This window comes from Sulfurimonas aquatica, from assembly GCF_017357825.1.
In the GTDB taxonomy this organism is placed as follows: Bacteria; Campylobacterota; Campylobacteria; order Campylobacterales; family Sulfurimonadaceae; genus Sulfurimonas; species Sulfurimonas aquatica.
Genome location: NZ_CP046072.1, coordinates 535,784 through 553,468 on the forward strand (window position 1 = coordinate 535,784; position 17,685 = coordinate 553,468).

A 17,685-nucleotide genomic window follows, 5' to 3' on the forward strand; every position below is an offset into this window, starting at 1 on the left:
CTTATTTAATCAAAATATTTATGTTGAATTCTCTTAACAGCTCTTTTAAATGAGTCTATATTTAAAGAGTGTTTTTTTACGAGTACTAGAGCACTGTTTATGGACTCTTCACTTAACTGCTCTTCCATATTTATAGCTAAACGTACAACTTGAAGTGCTGTGACCATCTCTTTCATATGCGATGGTATTTCTACCTCATTATCTAAGTATTTCATACATTCATAGAAGGTGTCATTAAGATTTAAATGTTCAAAAATTAAAGCATTTATCTGAGCAGTTGTCATCATAGTATGAATAGTCTCAACATAAGATATATTTTTATACTTTAAGATATCTGATAAAAACTCTTCTACTTTATTCGTCTCAATAATCTCTTTAGATATTAATATTTTTCCAGTTTCCATCAAAAATGCTATAGGTGTTAGATTTCTCGCTAAATCTATATCTATACTCATATACCACTGAAAAATCAATTCACTCTGCATTGCACTTATTTTTGCAAACTCAGCCGTTGAAATATTATAAGGAGACAAATCTACATCAAATGTTCGTTTTATACTTGAAGCAAGTACAATAGAACGTATCTTGCTTGATCCAAAAAGTGTAACGGCCTGCAAGATAGAAATAATACTCTTTGAAAAACCATAATAGGGAGCATTAACCTGTGAGAGTATATTTGCAGTAAGTGAGGGGTCCTTCTCAATAACCTTTACAATATCTTCAATATCTGGATCCCCCTTAGCAAAAAGAGTTTCAATTTTAACAACAGACTCTGGCAGGGGCGGGAGAGAGTCTATTCTAGCTATTAATGGGATATATGACATATAAAGAAACCTTGGATAATTTGATTTTGTATTATATACGAATAAAGCTAAAATTAAATCAAGTAAGATTCTTGTATAATTTTAATAGATGATCTGGGTAGTTCGACACATCGCACATATGAGGGTTCTACATATACATTTTGAGAACTAGTAGGTTTTTTGTGTGTTGGTGTTTTCGTTTGAGCTCAGTTAATTCTAGCGAGAAAATGTCACCGTTAGAGAATCCTCTCTTCTCCCAAATACGGCTTTTAGAACCGAGCCAATTGCGAGACGGCTATTTGGGTCATCTTATTCATCTATCCAGAGTCTTTATCTAAGAGATTGTTAATGTTTTAGTTAAATATTTTAAAAATAATATGGAGTGTAAATGAAAATTTTAATCTTAGGTAGTGGTGGTAGAGAGTACTCAATCGCTCGTGCAATTTTGAATGAAGATGAAGAGCATGAACTCTTTTTTCAACCAGGAAATGGTGCTACAAGTGATTTAGGGACAAACTTAAGTATTAAAGATTATTACGAATTAGCTTCATTTGCAAAAGAGAATGAAATCGAGTTAACAATAGTTGGGCCAGAAGCACCACTAGTTGATGGTGTAGTCGATATTTTCAAAAAAGAAAACTTAACGATATTTGGTCCGAGTAAAGAGGCTGCTCAGCTTGAGGGATCAAAAGTTTATATGAAAAACTTTTTAGCAAAATACAGTATTCCAACAGCTCGTTATATCGAAACGGCTTCCATTGAAGATGCTTTTAAATTTGCAGATACATTAACTGCTCCAATAGTTGTAAAAGCAGATGGTCTTTGTGGTGGCAAGGGTGTGATAATCGCACAAAATCATGATGAAGCAAAAGTTGCAATTTCAGAGATGTTAAGCGGAAAGAGTTTTGGAGATGCTGGACTTAAGGTAATTGTCGAAGAGTTTCTAGATGGGTATGAGCTTTCAATGTTTGCAGTGTGTGATGGTAAGGATTATATACTTCTTCCAGCTGCACAGGATCATAAACGCCTTTTAAATAATGATGAGGGACCAAACACTGGAGGGATGGGTGCTTATGCTCCAACACCGCTAGTTGATGAGGAGCTTTATCAAAAAGTAAAAGATAGAATCATTCGCCCAACATTAGATGGTATGCAAAAAGAGGGTAGTCCTTTTGAGGGCGTACTGTTTATCGGTATTATGGTTGTTAATGGTGAACCTATTACTCTGGAGTTTAACGTTCGTTTTGGAGATCCAGAGTGTGAAATTCTTATGCCGCTGATGACATCAAGTGTAAGTAGTATGTTTTATAAAGCTGCAACAAATCGCTTAGCTGAGATTAAAGTTGAGTTTTCTTCTCAGTATGCTGTCGGAGTTGTTATGGCAAGCGAAAATTACCCATATTCAAGTTCTACTCCTGCTGAAATTATTGTTGATAAAGTGCATCACGAAGAGATAAATAAATTTACACACATCTCATATGCTGGTGTTAGCAAAGAGGATGGTGTTCTCTATGCTGATGGAGGAAGAGTACTTGTTTGTGTAGGCCTAGGTGATAGTATAAAAGAAGCTAGGGATAGAGCATATCTTAGATGTGGTCAAGTACACTTTGTTGGTAAAAAGATACGTACTGATATAGCATATCAAGCACTGTAGAGAAGTACATATTGAATGATGAGATAGAGACTATACTTCACAGAGAAGATATTACGTTAGCTCCAATAAGAAAACGATCACTTGCATTTTTTATTGATGAGATACTTCTTTCATTTTTATTAATATTTGCACTTTGGGATTCATTTACCAGTGCACAGACCATGGAAGAGGTGATCTCTTTAACAAATAGTTTTGTTTTAGAGTATATGGCTATAAAAATAATCTATCAAGCTTTTTTTATTATGCAATATGGTGCATCGCTTGGTAAGCTTGCTATGAAGATTAGGGTTATTGAAGTGAAAACTCTACAAAACCCTAATGTCCTCTCTTCACTTAATCGTGCAATATTTAGAGTGATTAGTGAGATGTTTTTCTACTTAGGTTTTTTGTGGGGAATGATGGATCCATCACGCCAAACTTGGCACGACAAAACAGCAAAAACTTTGGTTGTAAATGCTTAAAATCCTCGTCATTTTTATTCTTGTCGCGTTAAGAATAAATGCAAGCGATAAAGTAGAAATATATGCGGCTACTATAGAGTCGTATGATAATTATATTGAAGCAACTGGTGGTGTGACTGTTGTATATAAAGATTATTTTTTAGTTGCAAATAGAGCAAAGTATAATAGAGAAAGTGGTGACTTAGAACTTTTTGATAAGATAAGACTTAATCAAGGTGGAGAGTATAAACTACTAGGGAAGTATGCAAAGTTAAATATTGAAAAAAAAGAAAAATTCTTTGAGCCATTTTATATGTCTGAAATTAAATCAAAAGTTTGGATTAGTGCAGGAGAAGGTAAAAGTACAGCCGATAATATAGAAATAAACTCTGGCTCAATTAGTGGCTGTGATCCAGTCAATCCTCTCTGGAAACTAGAATTTTCTTCTTCAGATTATGATTCTGAGTCAAAGTGGATGAATATATATAATGCGAGACTCTATATATATGATATTCCTGTTCTTTATACACCCTATTTTGGTTACTCTTTAGATACTAAACGCAGAAGTGGCTTGCTGATGCCATCACTTGGTTACTCAGGTGAGGAGGGTTTTTTTTATGAACAACCTCTCTATATTGCTGAACAAAGCTGGTGGGACTTAGAGATAAAACCACAGTTAAGATCACAACGTGGGCAGGGTATATATCAAACTTTTAGATTTGTAGATTCTAAGTACTCACATGGAGAGTTTGAAGCAGGTTACTTTAAAGAGTCAGGTGAATACTTTGAGAGTAGTAATCTTAAAAATAATTCTCATTATGGGTTTAAATTTAATTATGATAATAATGATTTTATTAATCAGTGGTTTGGGTTGAGTTTAGAAGGTCAAACAGGTTTATATGTTGATGCTCATAGCATGAATGATGTTGATTATATCAATCTTGCATCTAATGACACTTTTAATAACTCAACTGCTACACAACTACTCTCTAGAGCAAATATGTTTTATAATAGTGATAAGAACTACATAGGTTCTTATTTTAAATACTACCAGGATCTTACCCTTACTAGTAATGATGCTACATTGCAGAAATTACCTACAATTCAGTATCACCGCTATTTAGATACATTTTTAAAAGATCATCTATTATATTCACTTGATGTGCAAACAAACAATATTGAGAGGCTAGTAAATAAAAAGGTTATACAAACTGATATAAGTCTTCCAATTGTGTTAAGAACTACTCTGTTTGATGAGTATTTAGATCTCTCATATAAAGCAAACGCTTATATGCAATACTCAAGGTTTTCAGGGACAGAAGATAGTGCCGTAACAAATTTTCTATATAGAGATGGTTACTTACTTAGAAATTATCACACACTTTCAGCCTCTTCACAACTAACGCGAAAGTATGAGGAGTATTCTCATGTAGTAGGTTTTGGGCTCTCTTATAATAAATCTGGCACTGAATCTAAAAATGGTTACTACTCTGATACTTCAGTTTTTTGTGCAGACCAGTTAAATAAAGAGGCTCCTGAGTGTGAATTTTATAATATTTCCGATGTTCAGGATGAAACGCTTATTGATTTTACACAATATGTTTACAATCAATCTGCTGAGCAAGTTTTGTATCATAGAATGGCCCAAAAAATCTCTTTTTTAAATAATAAAGATCAGTTTGGAGAGCTAGAGAATGAACTCGACTATAAGTTTTCAAGCTCTTTTTCATACTATAATAATATGTTTTTTAATTATGAAAAAGGACTTTTCTCAAAAGTATTTAATCAAATAGCATTTAAAAAATATGGTCTTGATACGGCATTTTCTCATCTTTACAAAGATACATTCAATGATACATCTTTGATTAATAATAGGCATACAAGTTATTTAACATCTTCGCTGAGCTATACTTATAACAATCATTACTCATTTAGTGGTCGGTATAATTATGATCTTCAAACGCGAGATACAAAAAGTATTGAAGCAGGGTTTATGTATAAAAAAAGATGTTGGGACTTTGGAATAAAATATAGTGAAAACAACAGACCTATTCTAATAGCGAGTGGGGAATCATCTATTTATGATAAATATATCTACCTCACAATAGTACTTAAACCATTGATGCAGTCAGATGGATCTTCATTTTTGACATATCAACTTCCAAATAAAGATTAGGTAGAGATAGTAATATGAAAAGATATAAAAATATACTTATAGACAGAGAAGACGCAGGTAAGAAACTACTTGATGTTGTTCCTCTTGCAAAATTAAAAGAAGAGTCTTGGAAGATAGTAGCAGTCTCTAAGGGTGGATTGGCGTTAGGGGCCGCTATACGAAAAAAATTGAATAACTCTTTAGAAATTCTCTTTAGCGCGCCGATAATGGCACCTAATAATAGTGAATGTGAAGTAGCACGAGTAAGTGAAACGGAAGAGATAGTCATTAATGAAGCACTTGTAAAAGCTTTTGAAATACAGTATGACTACATATATGGCGAGGCGCACCGTAAACATGAAGAGAATATTTTAGGTAATATCTATAAGTATAGAAAAGGTCACCCATTCCCATCTATGTATAATGAAGTTGTTCTTTTAATTGATGAGGGGAGCGAAACGGGGAGTAAGTTTATGACAGCGCTAAAGACTATACTTAATCAAAAACCTAAAGCAGTTTATATAGCCGTTCCTATACTGCCAAGTGATGTTTTAGAAGTGTTAGAGCCGTTCGTAGATGATATATACTTTCTTTATAATGTAGATGATTATGTTGAAACAGATTTATATTATGAAAATTTAGAGATGATAGACGATAGTGAAATATTAAAATTATTAGAGGAAAACAAATGAAATATGATGTCAATTTAGAATTAAAAAATAAAGAAGAGTCTTACTCTTTTGGAGATGTAGCAAAACAAGCAAATGGTTCGGCTTGGGTTAAATCAGGTGATAGTGTAATTTTAGCTACGGTAGTAATAGATGAGACAGAAGTAGTTAAAGATGATTTTCTCCCTTTGACTGTACAGTATATAGAAAAAACATATGCAGCGGGTAAGATTCCAGGTGGATTTTTTAAACGCGAAACTAAGCCTAGTGATTTTGAAACTCTTACATCCCGTATAGTTGACCGTTCTCTTCGCCCACTTTTCCCTAAAGGGTTTGGACATCCTACGCAGATAACAATTATGGTATTTAGTGCAGATAGCGAGTCAGACTTACAGCTTTTAGCACTCAATGCGGCTTCAGCAGCACTTTATACGTCAGATATAGAGATAAACACATCGGTAAGTGCAGTACGCGCAGCTAAAATTGATGGAGAATTAGTGTTAAATCCTACTCTCAGCGAGCTAAAATTATCAACGCTTGATTTATACTTATCTGGAACAAAAGACGATCTTTTGATGATAGAGATGAGAACTATAGGCGGAGAGAAGATAGATGTTCAAGATATGGTAATTGATCCTATGATTGATCCAACAATGAGCCCTGTTATGATGAGTTCACACATCTCAAATGCTATGAATGAGAGTGAGCTTATAGAAGTACTTGAGAAGACTCAAGATGTCCTTTTTGAGTCCAATACAAAATATGAAGAAGCTTTTAAACCATTTCAAAAAGCTACACAAGCACTTGACTTAAAAGCACATGCAATAAATGAAGAGATGGTTTCTTATGTTAAAGAGAATCATCATTCAGATATTACAAATGCTATGCAACAAATGGCAAAATCTGAACGCTCAACCGCACTTAGATCATTAAGAAAAAGTATTATTAATCTAAAGCAAGAGTGGAACACTATTGAAAAAGAGTTAGAACTAAAAGATGCAATTGAAAAAGTAAAAAAAGAGCAAGTGCGTTCACAAATACTTAATGATAAAGTTCGTGCGGATGGTCGCGCTCTTACAGAGGTAAGACCAATTAGCATTGATACAAATGTTTTACCAAAAGCACACTCTTCATGTCTTTTTACTCGTGGGCAAACACAGGCTTTAGTAGTCCTAACTATGGGTGGACCTAAGGATGCACAGATGTTCGAGAGTTTAACGGATGATGGGACTCAAAATGAGAATTTTATGGTTCACTATAACTTTCCAGGTTTCTCTGTTGGTGAAGCGTCTCCAGTCATGGGAACAAAGAGACGTGAACTTGGGCATGGCAATTTAGCTAAACGTGCACTTGAACCTGTAACAAATCTTGATGGTCAAACCGTGCGTTTAGTGTCTGAAATATTAGAGTCAAATGGTTCTTCATCTATGGCTACCGTATGTGGTGGATATATGGCACTTAAAGCTGCTGATATTGAAACAAGTGACGTAGTGGCGGGTATTGCGATGGGTATGGTGAGTGAAGGTGACAACTATGCCATCCTCTCAGACATTATGGGATTAGAAGATCATGATGGCGATATGGACTTCAAAGTAACTGGATCAAAAGATGGCATAACTGCAATGCAGATGGATATCAAACTCGGTGGAATATCATTAAATGTTTTAAAAGAGGCACTCTACCAAGCAAAAGAGGGAAGAAGTCATATTATAGATATTATGATTGAAGCTGAGGAAAATATAGAATTTAATGACGGTGTTTTACCAAGTGTCGATCTCTTTCATATAGACCCTAGTTTTATTGGTGAAATAATTGGTCAGGCTGGAAAAACAATTCGTGAAATGATTGAGAAGTTTGAAGTTGCCATTGATATTGATAAAAAAGATGGAAAAGTTAAAATCACTGGTAAAAATAAATCTGGCGTTGCAGGCGCACGCGGACATATTGAAAACATAGTAAACACTCCTAAGGTATCAAAAATAAAATATGAAGTAGGCGATAAGTACGAAGGGACGGTTAAACGCATAGTTGACTTTGGTGCGTTTATTGAACTGCCAGATGGAACGGATGGTTTGCTCCATATTTCTAAAATTTCTGATCAAAGAGTTGAAAAAGTCTCTGACGTAGTGAGTGAAGGCGATAAAATTTCTGTTGAAATATTAGAGTTTAAAGGGAATAAAATTTCCCTTGGACGCGCATAAGTAGCTCCTTTTTTAATTTAAACTTATATTTAGTAGTGAAGCGGTATAATCCCACATCAATTTTTAGTAGGGAAATCCTTGCATTTATGTATGGGTTGCTTCATTTAACGATGAGGTTACGCTATCCGAACGACTTTGTAATAATATTATATGGAGAAACTTATGAAAAAAGTTCTATTTTTAATGCTAGCTCTTGCAACTGCTGCAATGGCATCTGACGGAGAGGTTGCTAACCAAACTCTTAAAGCTTACTCAATGATCGCTGCTGGTCTTGGTCTTGGTCTTGCTGCTCTTGGTGGTGCTATCGGTATGGGTCATACTGCTGCTGCGACTATCGCTGGTACTGCACGTAACCCAGGTTTAGGCGCTAAGCTTATGACTACAATGTTCATCGCTCTTGCAATGATTGAAGCACAAGTTATTTATGCACTAGTAATTGCTCTTATAGCACTTTACGCTAATCCATATTTAGGATAGTCTTTAGACTAATCTAGATACCCTCTTAAAAGCTTTAACTCTTTGTAGTTAAAGCTTTTTTCTTTTTAAAAAAATGCGATCGTGGTGGAACGGTAGACACGCGGGCTTGAGGGGCTCGTGCCTAACGGTGTGAGGGTTCAAATCCCTCCGATCGCACCATCTTTATGCCCAACTTAAGGGTTTTCAAAACAAAATCAAATATAATCAAAAATAGTTTAACTTAAGAATATTACTAAGGATAAAGTATGCAAACAATGACAGAAGAGTTAAAAGAGAATACATACAAAGATGAAAATGAAAATTTAATAGAATATTTTGTGGATACAGTAGCGTTTCAAAAGAGTGATAAAGAGTTTTATACATACTTACCTGATCCAGATTTTCTAAATAGTGGACGATATACACCGCCAAAAGGCCATGAAGGTTTTGATATTAATAAGTTTATTGCAAGTGGTGATGTTGATAAAATAGAAGAGTACCTAACTGCAGTGATGAAAGATAGTAGTATGAAAGAGCAACTAGAAAGAATATATAAGGCTCAAGCGGATATTACAACTATAGTGCTTGTAAGAGATTCCAACAATAATAAAATAGTTGTAAGTATCGACTCTCATGAGTTTTGTACAGTTCCTGATGCAATTCAAAAGCTTCAAACTTTAAAAGAGTGTACGAATTGTATTAACTCAACTGACTCTATAGACGCACATAATTGCATTAGCTGTCATAAAGTGTATAAAGCAAGTAATTGCATAGGTGTAAACGACAGTATAAATATAGAAAATATAAGTTTTATAGATACAGTAGTAGATAATGAAATAGACCTAAGTGTAAATTATGAAGAAGATGACATAGAAGATTTAGCAAAGGATATGTTTCCTCGTTATTTCTCTTAGGATTATTATTTTATCTATCTAATTTAAAAGAGTAAAAAAGATATAGGTTAATTATGCTATTATCCCAAAAAATTAGTGATACAACAAAGGACAATAAATGACAAGTGGAAAAGTATTAACATTATATATGACAATGCCTGATATGATGCGTGCTGGTCACCGTATGCGAGTCGAAGACTTTGACTGTGATGAAAATGGTATTGTAGGTAGTAGAGATTATGATAATGGTGACGATAAGCCATTGGTTTTGATTTCAAAAAAGAGTTATGACATCATAGAAGAGGCTGAACTTGTTCTTGAAAAAGGTGTTCTAATGGAAGATATATATGTTGATATTGACCTTTATCATTTAAAAACTGGATCAATCATTGAGATAGGAGAAGTACTGTTTAAAGTAACGGGGCCATGTTTAGATTATCGCTATCTATATGCATTCGCACCTGAATTACCTGAACTCCTTCATGGAAACCGTGGTCTGTTTATTACTCCTATTGATTATGGCGGTATCCAAGTCGGTGACGAAGTAAAGATAATAGAAGAAGCATCTTAAGTTTAAGTATAAAAATAACAATTTAAATAAACTACTATTGCATGTCTTAAAATAATGTTTTAAAGAAGGCATGCTCTTTAAAAGAGAGTACTAAACATGAAAAAAATAGGTATTGGAATAGATTATAGTAATATCTGTAAAGACTATAATACATCATATTTAGACAGGGATAATACAGACCCTGCAACAAAAAAGTGCATGAAACAAATACTAACTTGGAGTAATGAATTTTTGTCTGATTTCATGAAAAGCTTTGAGTATAAAATATATCACTTACATTCATCTACTACAGTTAAGATAGATGAAGTCGCTTCTAAAAGATTTCTTTTTTATTCTCTAGAAAAAGAGATAACCTTACAAAGTTATGTACTACAAAAAGAGTATGTAGAGTATGATTCTTTAGTATCTTGGCAAGAGAATAATAATGAGGGAATACTTATTAGCAATGATGAAGATGGAGAAGGCATTTTTTTATATCTTGCAGAAAACTCCAAAGAGTATCAATGGATAGTCAGTAAACTTAATGATTTATCTTTAGAAGAAGTTCCCTTTCCTACAAAGTAAGAGTTGATAGGATTAAGTGTTAGAGTGATGAGTTGTCATCGGAAACTAACACTATAAAAGCACTTTTATTAATCTTGGATTTTTACATCCGAAGCGACTATGTATAATGGCGCGTTAAGTACGTAAAGCATAGTAGTTGCGTTTCCTACAGCAAAACCATAAAGATCATGTTCTTTTATTATGCTGATACCACTCATCATATCAAGAAATGAAAGTACGCCATTTTCAAGAATTCTTGAATCATTTATATTATTAAATTCTATCTTTACACTTTCAAGGTCTTCTCCGTCATCATCTTGTATTACTATAGTCAGAAGTTTTGAAGTGTCAGAAAGTGGTTGAATTGAGCGAAGTTGAGCACCTATAAAGTTATCATACTTTTGCAGTAGAGCGTTTATTTGTTCCATTGTTTTCCTTTGAAAATTATTGTGACATATTAGCGATAAAAGACTTTCTTAACCCTTTGCTAGTTAGAGTAAGATTCTCTTTAATCTAATTGAAATTTAACTAACTCTGCTTAAGCCTTCATCAACAATTATCTTCACTAGATTTTCATAGCTTAGTTTATGCTCATCTGTAAAAACTTGAAGAAAACTACTAGTTGTATTGGTTATTTCAGGGCTTAGGTTTACTTGCATGAAAAAACACTGACCATTCGTATTCATTTTTATATTTATCTCTCCATAGTCTCTAATGTCAAGGTCTATATATGCATCTATGGCAAGATTTTCAACCTTGTTTTTAATGAATTTGTCTTCTATGGGAATAGTTTTACTTTTAATATCTGTTTTTATCTCTTTATTAATATTCATCATGTTTTTTTCTGATTTAAGCGTTATTATCTCAATTGATGAAACTAGCATATTCTCATCTTCTGCTTTAATGATAGAAACTTTAAAATCGCGTCCATCCAAATACTCTTCAACCAAAGTAGGAGTTTTAGATAGGGCATAAAGATCACAAACTCTAGTCTCAAATTCATTGAAATTATTTACAAAAGGCAAGATCTCTTTATGAGGTATAGTTGCAGAAGATAGAGGCTGTAAAAAAAGAGGATAGTTGATTGGTATGTCATAATCGCGTTTATATTCACCAGGAACTGCTGTAAAGTATCTAGGTGTACGAATACCTTTATCTTCCAAGTAGGACTTTGCAAGAGCCTTATTGGAGCCAAATAGTAATGCTTCTTTAGAAGAACCAGAAAAATTAATATTATTATCTGTAAAAAAATCTGATAGTAAAACAGTTGAACCGTCTTCTGTTATTAAACTTTGGATATCTAGGATTAGTAAGTCTGGTTTTCTTTTTACTATATCGGTTAGGTCTGTTTGTGTATTACATATGCTTAACGCTACATCATAACCTGCTTTTTTAACTGCTTCTAATACATTAGTGTAAGATTTTTCTTTTGCTAAAGCACTCTCATTTGAGCAGGTGTTTTGCATTGTAATTATTTCTATATTCAATAGTAGATATCCTTCAATAAATGTACTGTTAGTAAGTAAAAGTACATGAAAAAGCCCGAAAAAAATATGTTTACATTAAATTTTGCTAGATCTAGGCTTTTAGTGTGGCTATGGTGTTTTTAAATAATTATAAAAACGAAGTCATATACAGATCAAGTATAATGAAATTGCCTACAGTATAGCATAATTATGGGGAGTTGTTAGGAGGTATTTTATAATTGGTTGCGGAAACAGGATTTGAACCTGTGACCTTCGGGTTATGAGCCCGACGAGCTACCGAACTGCTCTATTCCGCGACATTTGGGTAGTAAAAAATCTAAATTAAAAAGTTCAAGCAGCCTAAGCTACTTGAGACGATACTATAAACCAGTAACGTTTTCTGCTTGTGGGCCTTTTTCGCCTTCACCAACTTCGTATGTTACTCTTTGACCTTCGTCAAGAGATACACGACTTTGTCCATTACTATTTACTTGACGAAAATGTACAAATACATCTTTCCCGCCATCTTCTTGTTCGATAAAACCGAAACCTTTTTCAGAGTTGAACCATTTAACTGTTCCATTTAATAATGTTGCCATTTTAAATCCTTGTTTGTTTGAGTACACCATATCTCTAAGGTGATAAAAATCTAATATAAAGTTTTCTTTTAGGGTGAATGTACTGTAAACAAGAAGTTAGCAATATAAAGCAGACTAAAGATGTAACTTGAATCATCTTTTCTTGGTCACAGTATATCTGAATAAAATACAAAGTACAAGGGGTACTTAAAAGCTTGTAATAAGTAAGGTGAATCTTTTATGGAGTTTTCATCTTTGAGCTAATCTGATATAATCAGTTTATCATTATACGAAATGGAGTTCCTATCAGCTTATCAAGTAACTATTTTTTACTTTATCATGGTCTTAGTTTTGAAGTAGATGAAATAAAAGAATTGGATGAAAAAATAGATGATGAGACTTTTTTTGAAGTCTCAGCTCTTCTCCTCTCTTTAAACAGAAAAACTTTGGAGACTTTTTTAAATCTGAAGAGTTTTTCTCCACTTATGAGTACTCTTACTGATGAAAAAGTAAAAAACATAGACTCCCTCTACAGCCTACAAAATTCCATAATAAAACATTTTGATAAGCATAGCAGTAAAAATAATATTCATCATTTACACTCTGCATTTAACTATTTAAAAGAGGAGTCACTGCTTGATAGTCTCTCTTACGAAAAGCTTATCTCGCTCTTTGATCCATCACTTTTAAACAAAAAAAATAGAAGTGAAAAAGAGTCACATGTGTATGAAAATTTTCATACGGATAAAAAGGATATTTTAGTCACTATCGAGGAGTTGAAAAAACTTTTTAGTGTTTCAAAAAAACTAGACTCTATAGAAGAGTACTTGAACTCTCAAACATTTTCTATAGGAATTACGGGCGTTATGAACGCAGGTAAATCTACTATGTTAAATGCCCTTATGGGCAAAGAGATACTTGGAACAAGCGTAGTTCCTGAAACTGCCAATCTTACTGTCGTGAAGTACTCACAAACGCCATCTGCAAAAGTACTCTATTGGAATGAGCAGGAGTGGGGCTCTATTGTAAAGAGCGCTCGGAGTATAAAGGCGATGAGTAGATATGTGAGTGAGACAGAGAACTATTTTAAAGATATGTTGGACGAATACATACTAAAAGAGACTCGAGTTGATGATATATCAATAGAGAGTCTTAGTGAGTATACTTCTGCAAATGACAAAAAATCAAACCTTGTTAAGTCTGTGCAACTAGAAACGTCTTTAGAGTTTTTGCAAGAGGGCATTGAAATCGTAGATACTCCTGGTTTGGATGACACGGTAATTCAAAGAGAGCAGATCACCAAGGAGTATCTATCAAAGTGTGACGTAATGCTTCATCTTATGAACGTAAGTCAGAGCGCAACTCTTAAAGACATAGAGTTTATCATTGATGCTGTTTTATACCAAAACGTCTCCAAGGTCCTTATAGTTATAACTCGCGTTGACATGGTCTCTAAAGAGGATGTGTCTGAGGTTATTGAGTATACTAAAAGTTCTATCGCAAGAAGACTTTATGAGCAAAATGAAGACGCCAAACTTGATTATATTTTACAAACGCTGCACTTTATTGCACTCTCTGGAAAAATGGCCCTTCTTCATAAGACGCAAAAAAGTCAAGAGGCAATAAACGCAGGCTATAGCTTAGAACAAACGGGTATACTGGAGATAGAAGATTATATCAAAGAGACTCTTTTTGGAAAAAAGAACTCTCGTAGTTCACTTATAATCCACTCTGCAAAAAGTCGTTTAAAAGAGAGTATAAATAAAGAGCTAGAAGCACTCAAATATGAGAACTCGCTACTATTTAAAAGCGAAGATGAGATAGATGAAGAGTTAAATGAACTACAAACAAAAAAAGTCAAACAGCAAGAGAGTTTTGAGTTGCTTAAGCAGCAGATTAGTGGTTATGAAGTAGAACTTTCAAATTATCTTACAAGACTACAAATCTTCTTAGAAAATGAGTTGAAATCACTCCAGAACGTTCTTAGACAACGTTTAATTGATGAGACAAAGTACACACTGCAAAAACAAAAGGCGACACCAGAGCTAAAAGATATTCAAAGAATTATTCAGAGTGCACTTAAGCATGGTTTGATGGATATCATTAGAGAATACCGTTATAAGTTTGTTAAAAAATCAACAGAAATTTCGGAGATAATTAGACTACAGTATGATGAGATAGATGAAATGAAAGAGGGTAGTTTTAGTGCATTTGAACATCAAGAAATATTTGCTGAATCTTACGAGAATGGCTTCTTAACTTCTAACTATGAAGTTTTACTACAAAGAGTCTCAAAACTTTTAGGCATTGCCTCTATGAAAAAACTACTAAACGTGGATGAAGAGTTAGCTCTTATAATTAAAGATGAGTTTATCTCTATTGAGAGTGAGATAAAAGTAAAGGCGAAAACATTAAGCAAAGAGTTACTCAATGAGTTGATATTAACTATTAATAGACCAATAACTGAACTTCAAGAGGGCCTATTAGAAAGTGAAAATATGCTAAATAATCATATAAAACTACTTAAAGAAAATGTAAATTCAAAAGAGCTCAAGTCTTTAGAAATTTATGAAAAAATAAAAAATATAGAGCTTATTTTGCAGAGGTACTCTTAATGAAGCATCTTCAAAATATAGTTAGAGAGTACAAAGAGACTTATCTTAATGAGGAACTTTTTGATGATACCATAAGCGGGGAGATTAAACACAAGCAGAAACTATTGCTTGATGAAAAATTTCTTCCATCAGTTGGACTAAAGTCTCTTTTTAACAAACTTCTTCGTCGTAGCACATACCCTATGGAAGTCGCGATTGTTGGACAGTTCTCATCTGGAAAGTCAACATTTTTAAATGCGCTTCTCTCTAAAGACATTCTTCCAACGGGGATAACTCCGGTAACCTCAAAAGTAAACTACATCAACTACTCAGATGAGTATAAACTCAAAGTGACCTACAATAACGGAGCAGATGAGTATCATCCCCTAGAGAGTATTTCAAACTTTACTGATCAGCGATACTCTATGGAAGACGTAAAGTACATTACGCTTTACGCACCGATGGAAATTTTAAAAGATATATCTTTTGTTGATACTCCAGGGCTAAATTCTCAATCACTCAGTGATACTCAGGTAACAAAAAAGATACTTAGAGACGTAGATGGTATTATTTGGCTTACGCTTCTAGATAACGCAGGTAAGGAGAGTGAATCGCAGGTACTCAGTGAGTATCTAGAAAACTTCAAAGATAAATCACTCTGCGTTTTAAACCAAAAAGATAAGTTTGATTCTAAGCAAGTAGAGACTACGGTTGGGTATATGCAGATGAATTTTAAAGATTTTTTTGTGCAAGTTATTCCTATATCCGCAAAGCAAGCACTTGACTCGCGCGTAAATCAAAAAGATGTACTTATAAACAGCGCTCTCATTAGTATGCAAAAATCTTTTAACGAAACCAGTAAACTTTATAAAAACGAGGATGATTTATCCTTTTTTCAAAAAGAGTTTGAAATATACTCTGAAAATATTAAAGCTATACAAAACAAAGATAACTCCAAAGACAAAGAGCTTATGAAAGAGTCAAATATCTCTGAAGTACTTGATTTTATAGAAAATACGATTAGGCCACAGGCCAAGGCTTCTAAAGAGTACTCTATAAAAAAAGAGTTACAAGATATATGTGATATTCTCATTAAAGAGTATGAGAGCATACTTGGCGTTTATGAGAGTTTGGTAGAAATTTTAAAGAGTAAAGAGAGTGAAGTCTTAGTTGCTTTTGACTCTGTTACGCATAAACACTCCAAGGCGCTTAGTCTCACATATAGGCAGATGGAGTCTATCGTTGAATCTGTAAGAGATGCTATATATGAAAATATAAAACAGAAGCAATCGAGCTATTATAAAGTAGAGAAGGGTATATTTGCACAAAGTAGCATTAAACGCTATGACTATGAGAGCACTTATGTTGATGGAGAAGCGATTATGAGCGCTCTTTTTTACAATAATCAATCTCTAGATAAGCAGATAAATAGTGCGCTTGCTTACTCTAAAAGTATAGAAAAACAGAGTAGTGAAGATCTTAAAGGCGTCTTTAGAATTCTAAAATATGCTATACAGTTATGGCAAGAGCCTTATGAACTAATAAAAAAACATAGAGAGATAGCCTCTGACTTAGAGTTTGCAAATACAAGGCAGTTCGTCTCGAAGGCTTATGAGAATATTATACTCCCTTACCATAGGCTTATTCTTACTAACATAACTTATTTGCAAAAAAACTTTGCATATTTCCATGGGGCGTTTGCTTTTTCATACAAGCAGGTAACGCAGGAGGCTATCTTTTTGATACAACAGAAGATAGATATACAAACTACCTCTTTTGAGAAGGACCCTCTAAAGTACTCACTAAGTACTCCAACTTCAGATGAGATAATGGAGATTGTAAAAGAGAGTTTTTCATTTGATAAGGTAGAGGCTTTTTTGACATCAAAAAGAAACTATCTTTTTAAAACCATAGAGAGATCAAAAGAAGAATTCCTAGAGGTAAATACTCAGCAAATAGAGTATGTTACATCCAAAAAAGAGATATATGAACAGAAGATAAAAGAGCTTAAAGATATAAAACTTAACAAGGAAAGTAATGAGTAAGAGTGCTGTGGTGATAGTAGATGGTTTGGACTGTTTTGCAGAAGATTTTGAAAAAATTGAGATCAGTGGTGAGAGCGTAAAAAGTGCAGAGTTTGAAGAGTGTAGTTTTATCTCATGCGATTTTAGTGAGACTCTATGGCGTTCATGTCGCTTTATTGATTGTCATTTTAAAAATTGTAACATGAGCGTAATGAGGCTTACTGACTCTAAGCTTAGTGGGTGTACTTTTGAGTCGTCTAAGATGTTGGGCATTGACTGGACTATGTGTGATTGGAAAAGTCTTTTAACTAATGATCTGATGAAGTTTTACAAGTGTATACTCAACGATAGCAACTTTTATGGAATCTCGATGGATGGCGTTGAGATGAAAGAGTGTAGTGCTAAAGAGCTTGACCTTCGTCTAGGATCGTTTAAAAACGCGGACTTTAGTGGGAGTGATTTTAAAGGCTCTCTTTTTGAAAACACTCATTTAGAGTACGCTAACTTTAGTGACGCTAGCAACACGCATATCGACCTTAAAAATAATTATCTTCAAGGCACTCGATTTAGTAGATATGAAGCTCTCTATTTACTAGAGAGTATGGGGATTGTTTTAGTTGACTAGTGTTCTTAGTTTAG

General features: G+C 33.8%; 16 protein-coding genes and 2 tRNA genes. 13 read left to right on the top strand and 5 right to left on the bottom strand.

Annotation, left to right across the window (positions count from 1 at the left end; genetic code table 11):
• Positions 1-5: 5 nt before the first annotated feature.
• Positions 6-824, bottom strand: a complete 819-nt coding sequence (locus GJV85_RS02565; RefSeq protein ID WP_207562315.1) for an HDOD domain-containing protein — start codon at positions 822-824, stop codon at positions 6-8.
• Positions 825-1,191: 367 nt separating this feature from the next.
• On the opposite strand from GJV85_RS02565, the gene purD reads away from it, so the two are divergent.
• From purD to GJV85_RS02615, 10 genes are all read left to right on the top strand, one after another.
• Positions 1,192-2,457 carry a phosphoribosylamine--glycine ligase gene (gene purD / locus GJV85_RS02570; RefSeq protein WP_207562316.1) on the top strand — a complete coding sequence of 422 codons (1,266 nt, stop codon included), beginning with the start codon at positions 1,192-1,194 and terminating at the stop codon, positions 2,455-2,457.
• 11 nt (positions 2,458-2,468) lie between these two features.
• Positions 2,469-2,918, top strand: a complete 450-nt coding sequence (locus GJV85_RS02575; protein WP_207562317.1) for an RDD family protein — start codon at positions 2,469-2,471, stop codon at positions 2,916-2,918.
• Positions 2,911-5,073 (top strand): LPS-assembly protein LptD, encoded by a 2,163-nt coding sequence (locus tag GJV85_RS02580; protein ID WP_207562318.1) that lies wholly within the window; start codon positions 2,911-2,913, stop codon positions 5,071-5,073. Before GJV85_RS02575 ends, GJV85_RS02580 begins: the two co-directional genes overlap by 8 nt.
• A 14-nt stretch (positions 5,074-5,087) precedes the next feature.
• On the top strand, positions 5,088-5,744 hold the full coding sequence (locus GJV85_RS02585; RefSeq protein WP_207562319.1) for a phosphoribosyltransferase: 657 nt from the start codon (positions 5,088-5,090) through the stop codon (positions 5,742-5,744).
• On the top strand, positions 5,741-7,921 hold the full coding sequence (locus GJV85_RS02590; RefSeq protein WP_207562320.1) for a polyribonucleotide nucleotidyltransferase: 2,181 nt from the start codon (positions 5,741-5,743) through the stop codon (positions 7,919-7,921). The genes GJV85_RS02585 and GJV85_RS02590 overlap by 4 nt, the downstream gene beginning before the upstream one ends.
• A 162-nt stretch (positions 7,922-8,083) precedes the next feature.
• Positions 8,084-8,398: a F0F1 ATP synthase subunit C gene (locus GJV85_RS02595; RefSeq protein ID WP_207562321.1), complete on the top strand. Its 315-nt coding sequence runs from the start codon at positions 8,084-8,086 to the stop codon at positions 8,396-8,398.
• Positions 8,399-8,473: 75 nt separating this feature from the next.
• Positions 8,474-8,557: transfer RNA gene (locus tag GJV85_RS02600), tRNA-Leu, on the top strand.
• An 86-nt stretch (positions 8,558-8,643) separates the two neighbouring features.
• A complete protein-coding gene (locus GJV85_RS02605; RefSeq protein ID WP_207562322.1) occupies positions 8,644-9,291 on the top strand; it encodes a hypothetical protein in 648 nt (215 codons plus the stop codon).
• Between the two features lie 97 nt (positions 9,292-9,388).
• Entirely contained in the window at positions 9,389-9,841 is a 453-nt protein-coding gene (locus GJV85_RS02610) for an MOSC domain-containing protein (protein ID WP_207562323.1), read from the top strand.
• A gap of 96 nt (positions 9,842-9,937) precedes the next feature.
• Entirely contained in the window at positions 9,938-10,405 is a 468-nt protein-coding gene (locus GJV85_RS02615) for a hypothetical protein (RefSeq protein ID WP_207562324.1), read from the top strand.
• Positions 10,406-10,473: 68 nt separating this feature from the next.
• Here the strand turns inward: GJV85_RS02615 and GJV85_RS02620 are convergent, their stop codons facing one another.
• From GJV85_RS02620 to GJV85_RS02635, 4 genes are all read right to left on the bottom strand, one after another.
• A complete protein-coding gene (locus GJV85_RS02620) occupies positions 10,474-10,812 on the bottom strand; it encodes a hypothetical protein (RefSeq protein WP_207562325.1) in 339 nt (112 codons plus the stop codon).
• Between the two features lie 96 nt (positions 10,813-10,908).
• Positions 10,909-11,871, bottom strand: a complete 963-nt coding sequence (locus GJV85_RS02625) for a D-alanine--D-alanine ligase family protein (protein WP_207562326.1) — start codon at positions 11,869-11,871, stop codon at positions 10,909-10,911.
• Positions 11,872-12,090: 219 nt separating this feature from the next.
• Positions 12,091-12,167 (bottom strand) — tRNA-Met (locus GJV85_RS02630).
• A gap of 63 nt (positions 12,168-12,230) precedes the next feature.
• Positions 12,231-12,449 (bottom strand): cold-shock protein, encoded by a 219-nt coding sequence (locus GJV85_RS02635; protein ID WP_207562327.1) that lies wholly within the window; start codon positions 12,447-12,449, stop codon positions 12,231-12,233.
• A gap of 353 nt (positions 12,450-12,802) precedes the next feature.
• Here GJV85_RS02635 and GJV85_RS02640 point away from each other — a divergent pair, with 353 nt between their 5' ends.
• From GJV85_RS02640 to GJV85_RS02650, 3 genes are read left to right on the top strand one after another with little or no spacing between them, the layout of a single operon-like run.
• Complete coding sequence (locus GJV85_RS02640; RefSeq protein ID WP_207562328.1) at positions 12,803-15,043, top strand: dynamin family protein; 2,241 nt, start codon at positions 12,803-12,805, stop codon at positions 15,041-15,043.
• Positions 15,043-17,067: a dynamin family protein gene (locus GJV85_RS02645; RefSeq protein WP_207562329.1), complete on the top strand. Its 2,025-nt coding sequence runs from the start codon at positions 15,043-15,045 to the stop codon at positions 17,065-17,067. Before GJV85_RS02640 ends, GJV85_RS02645 begins: the two co-directional genes overlap by 1 nt.
• Positions 17,060-17,671: a pentapeptide repeat-containing protein gene (locus GJV85_RS02650; RefSeq protein ID WP_207562330.1), complete on the top strand. Its 612-nt coding sequence runs from the start codon at positions 17,060-17,062 to the stop codon at positions 17,669-17,671. The genes GJV85_RS02645 and GJV85_RS02650 overlap by 8 nt, the downstream gene beginning before the upstream one ends.
• The last annotated feature ends 14 nt before the right edge of the window (positions 17,672-17,685 follow it).

Coding starts and splice junctions, on each gene's coding strand:
- GJV85_RS02565 (WP_207562315.1), bottom strand. CDS start 824: ATGTCATATATCCCATTAATAGCTAGAATAGACTCTCTCCCGCCCCTG.
- purD (WP_207562316.1), top strand. CDS start 1,192: ATGAAAATTTTAATCTTAGGTAGTGGTGGTAGAGAGTACTCAATCGCT.
- GJV85_RS02580 (WP_207562318.1), top strand. CDS start 2,911: ATGCTTAAAATCCTCGTCATTTTTATTCTTGTCGCGTTAAGAATAAAT.
- GJV85_RS02585 (WP_207562319.1), top strand. CDS start 5,088: ATGAAAAGATATAAAAATATACTTATAGACAGAGAAGACGCAGGTAAG.
- GJV85_RS02590 (WP_207562320.1), top strand. CDS start 5,741: ATGAAATATGATGTCAATTTAGAATTAAAAAATAAAGAAGAGTCTTAC.
- GJV85_RS02595 (WP_207562321.1), top strand. CDS start 8,084: ATGAAAAAAGTTCTATTTTTAATGCTAGCTCTTGCAACTGCTGCAATG.
- GJV85_RS02605 (WP_207562322.1), top strand. CDS start 8,644: ATGCAAACAATGACAGAAGAGTTAAAAGAGAATACATACAAAGATGAA.
- GJV85_RS02610 (WP_207562323.1), top strand. CDS start 9,389: ATGACAAGTGGAAAAGTATTAACATTATATATGACAATGCCTGATATG.
- GJV85_RS02615 (WP_207562324.1), top strand. CDS start 9,938: ATGAAAAAAATAGGTATTGGAATAGATTATAGTAATATCTGTAAAGAC.
- GJV85_RS02620 (WP_207562325.1), bottom strand. CDS start 10,812: ATGGAACAAATAAACGCTCTACTGCAAAAGTATGATAACTTTATAGGT.
- GJV85_RS02635 (WP_207562327.1), bottom strand. CDS start 12,449: ATGGCAACATTATTAAATGGAACAGTTAAATGGTTCAACTCTGAAAAA.
- GJV85_RS02645 (WP_207562329.1), top strand. CDS start 15,043: ATGAAGCATCTTCAAAATATAGTTAGAGAGTACAAAGAGACTTATCTT.
- GJV85_RS02650 (WP_207562330.1), top strand. CDS start 17,060: ATGAGTAAGAGTGCTGTGGTGATAGTAGATGGTTTGGACTGTTTTGCA.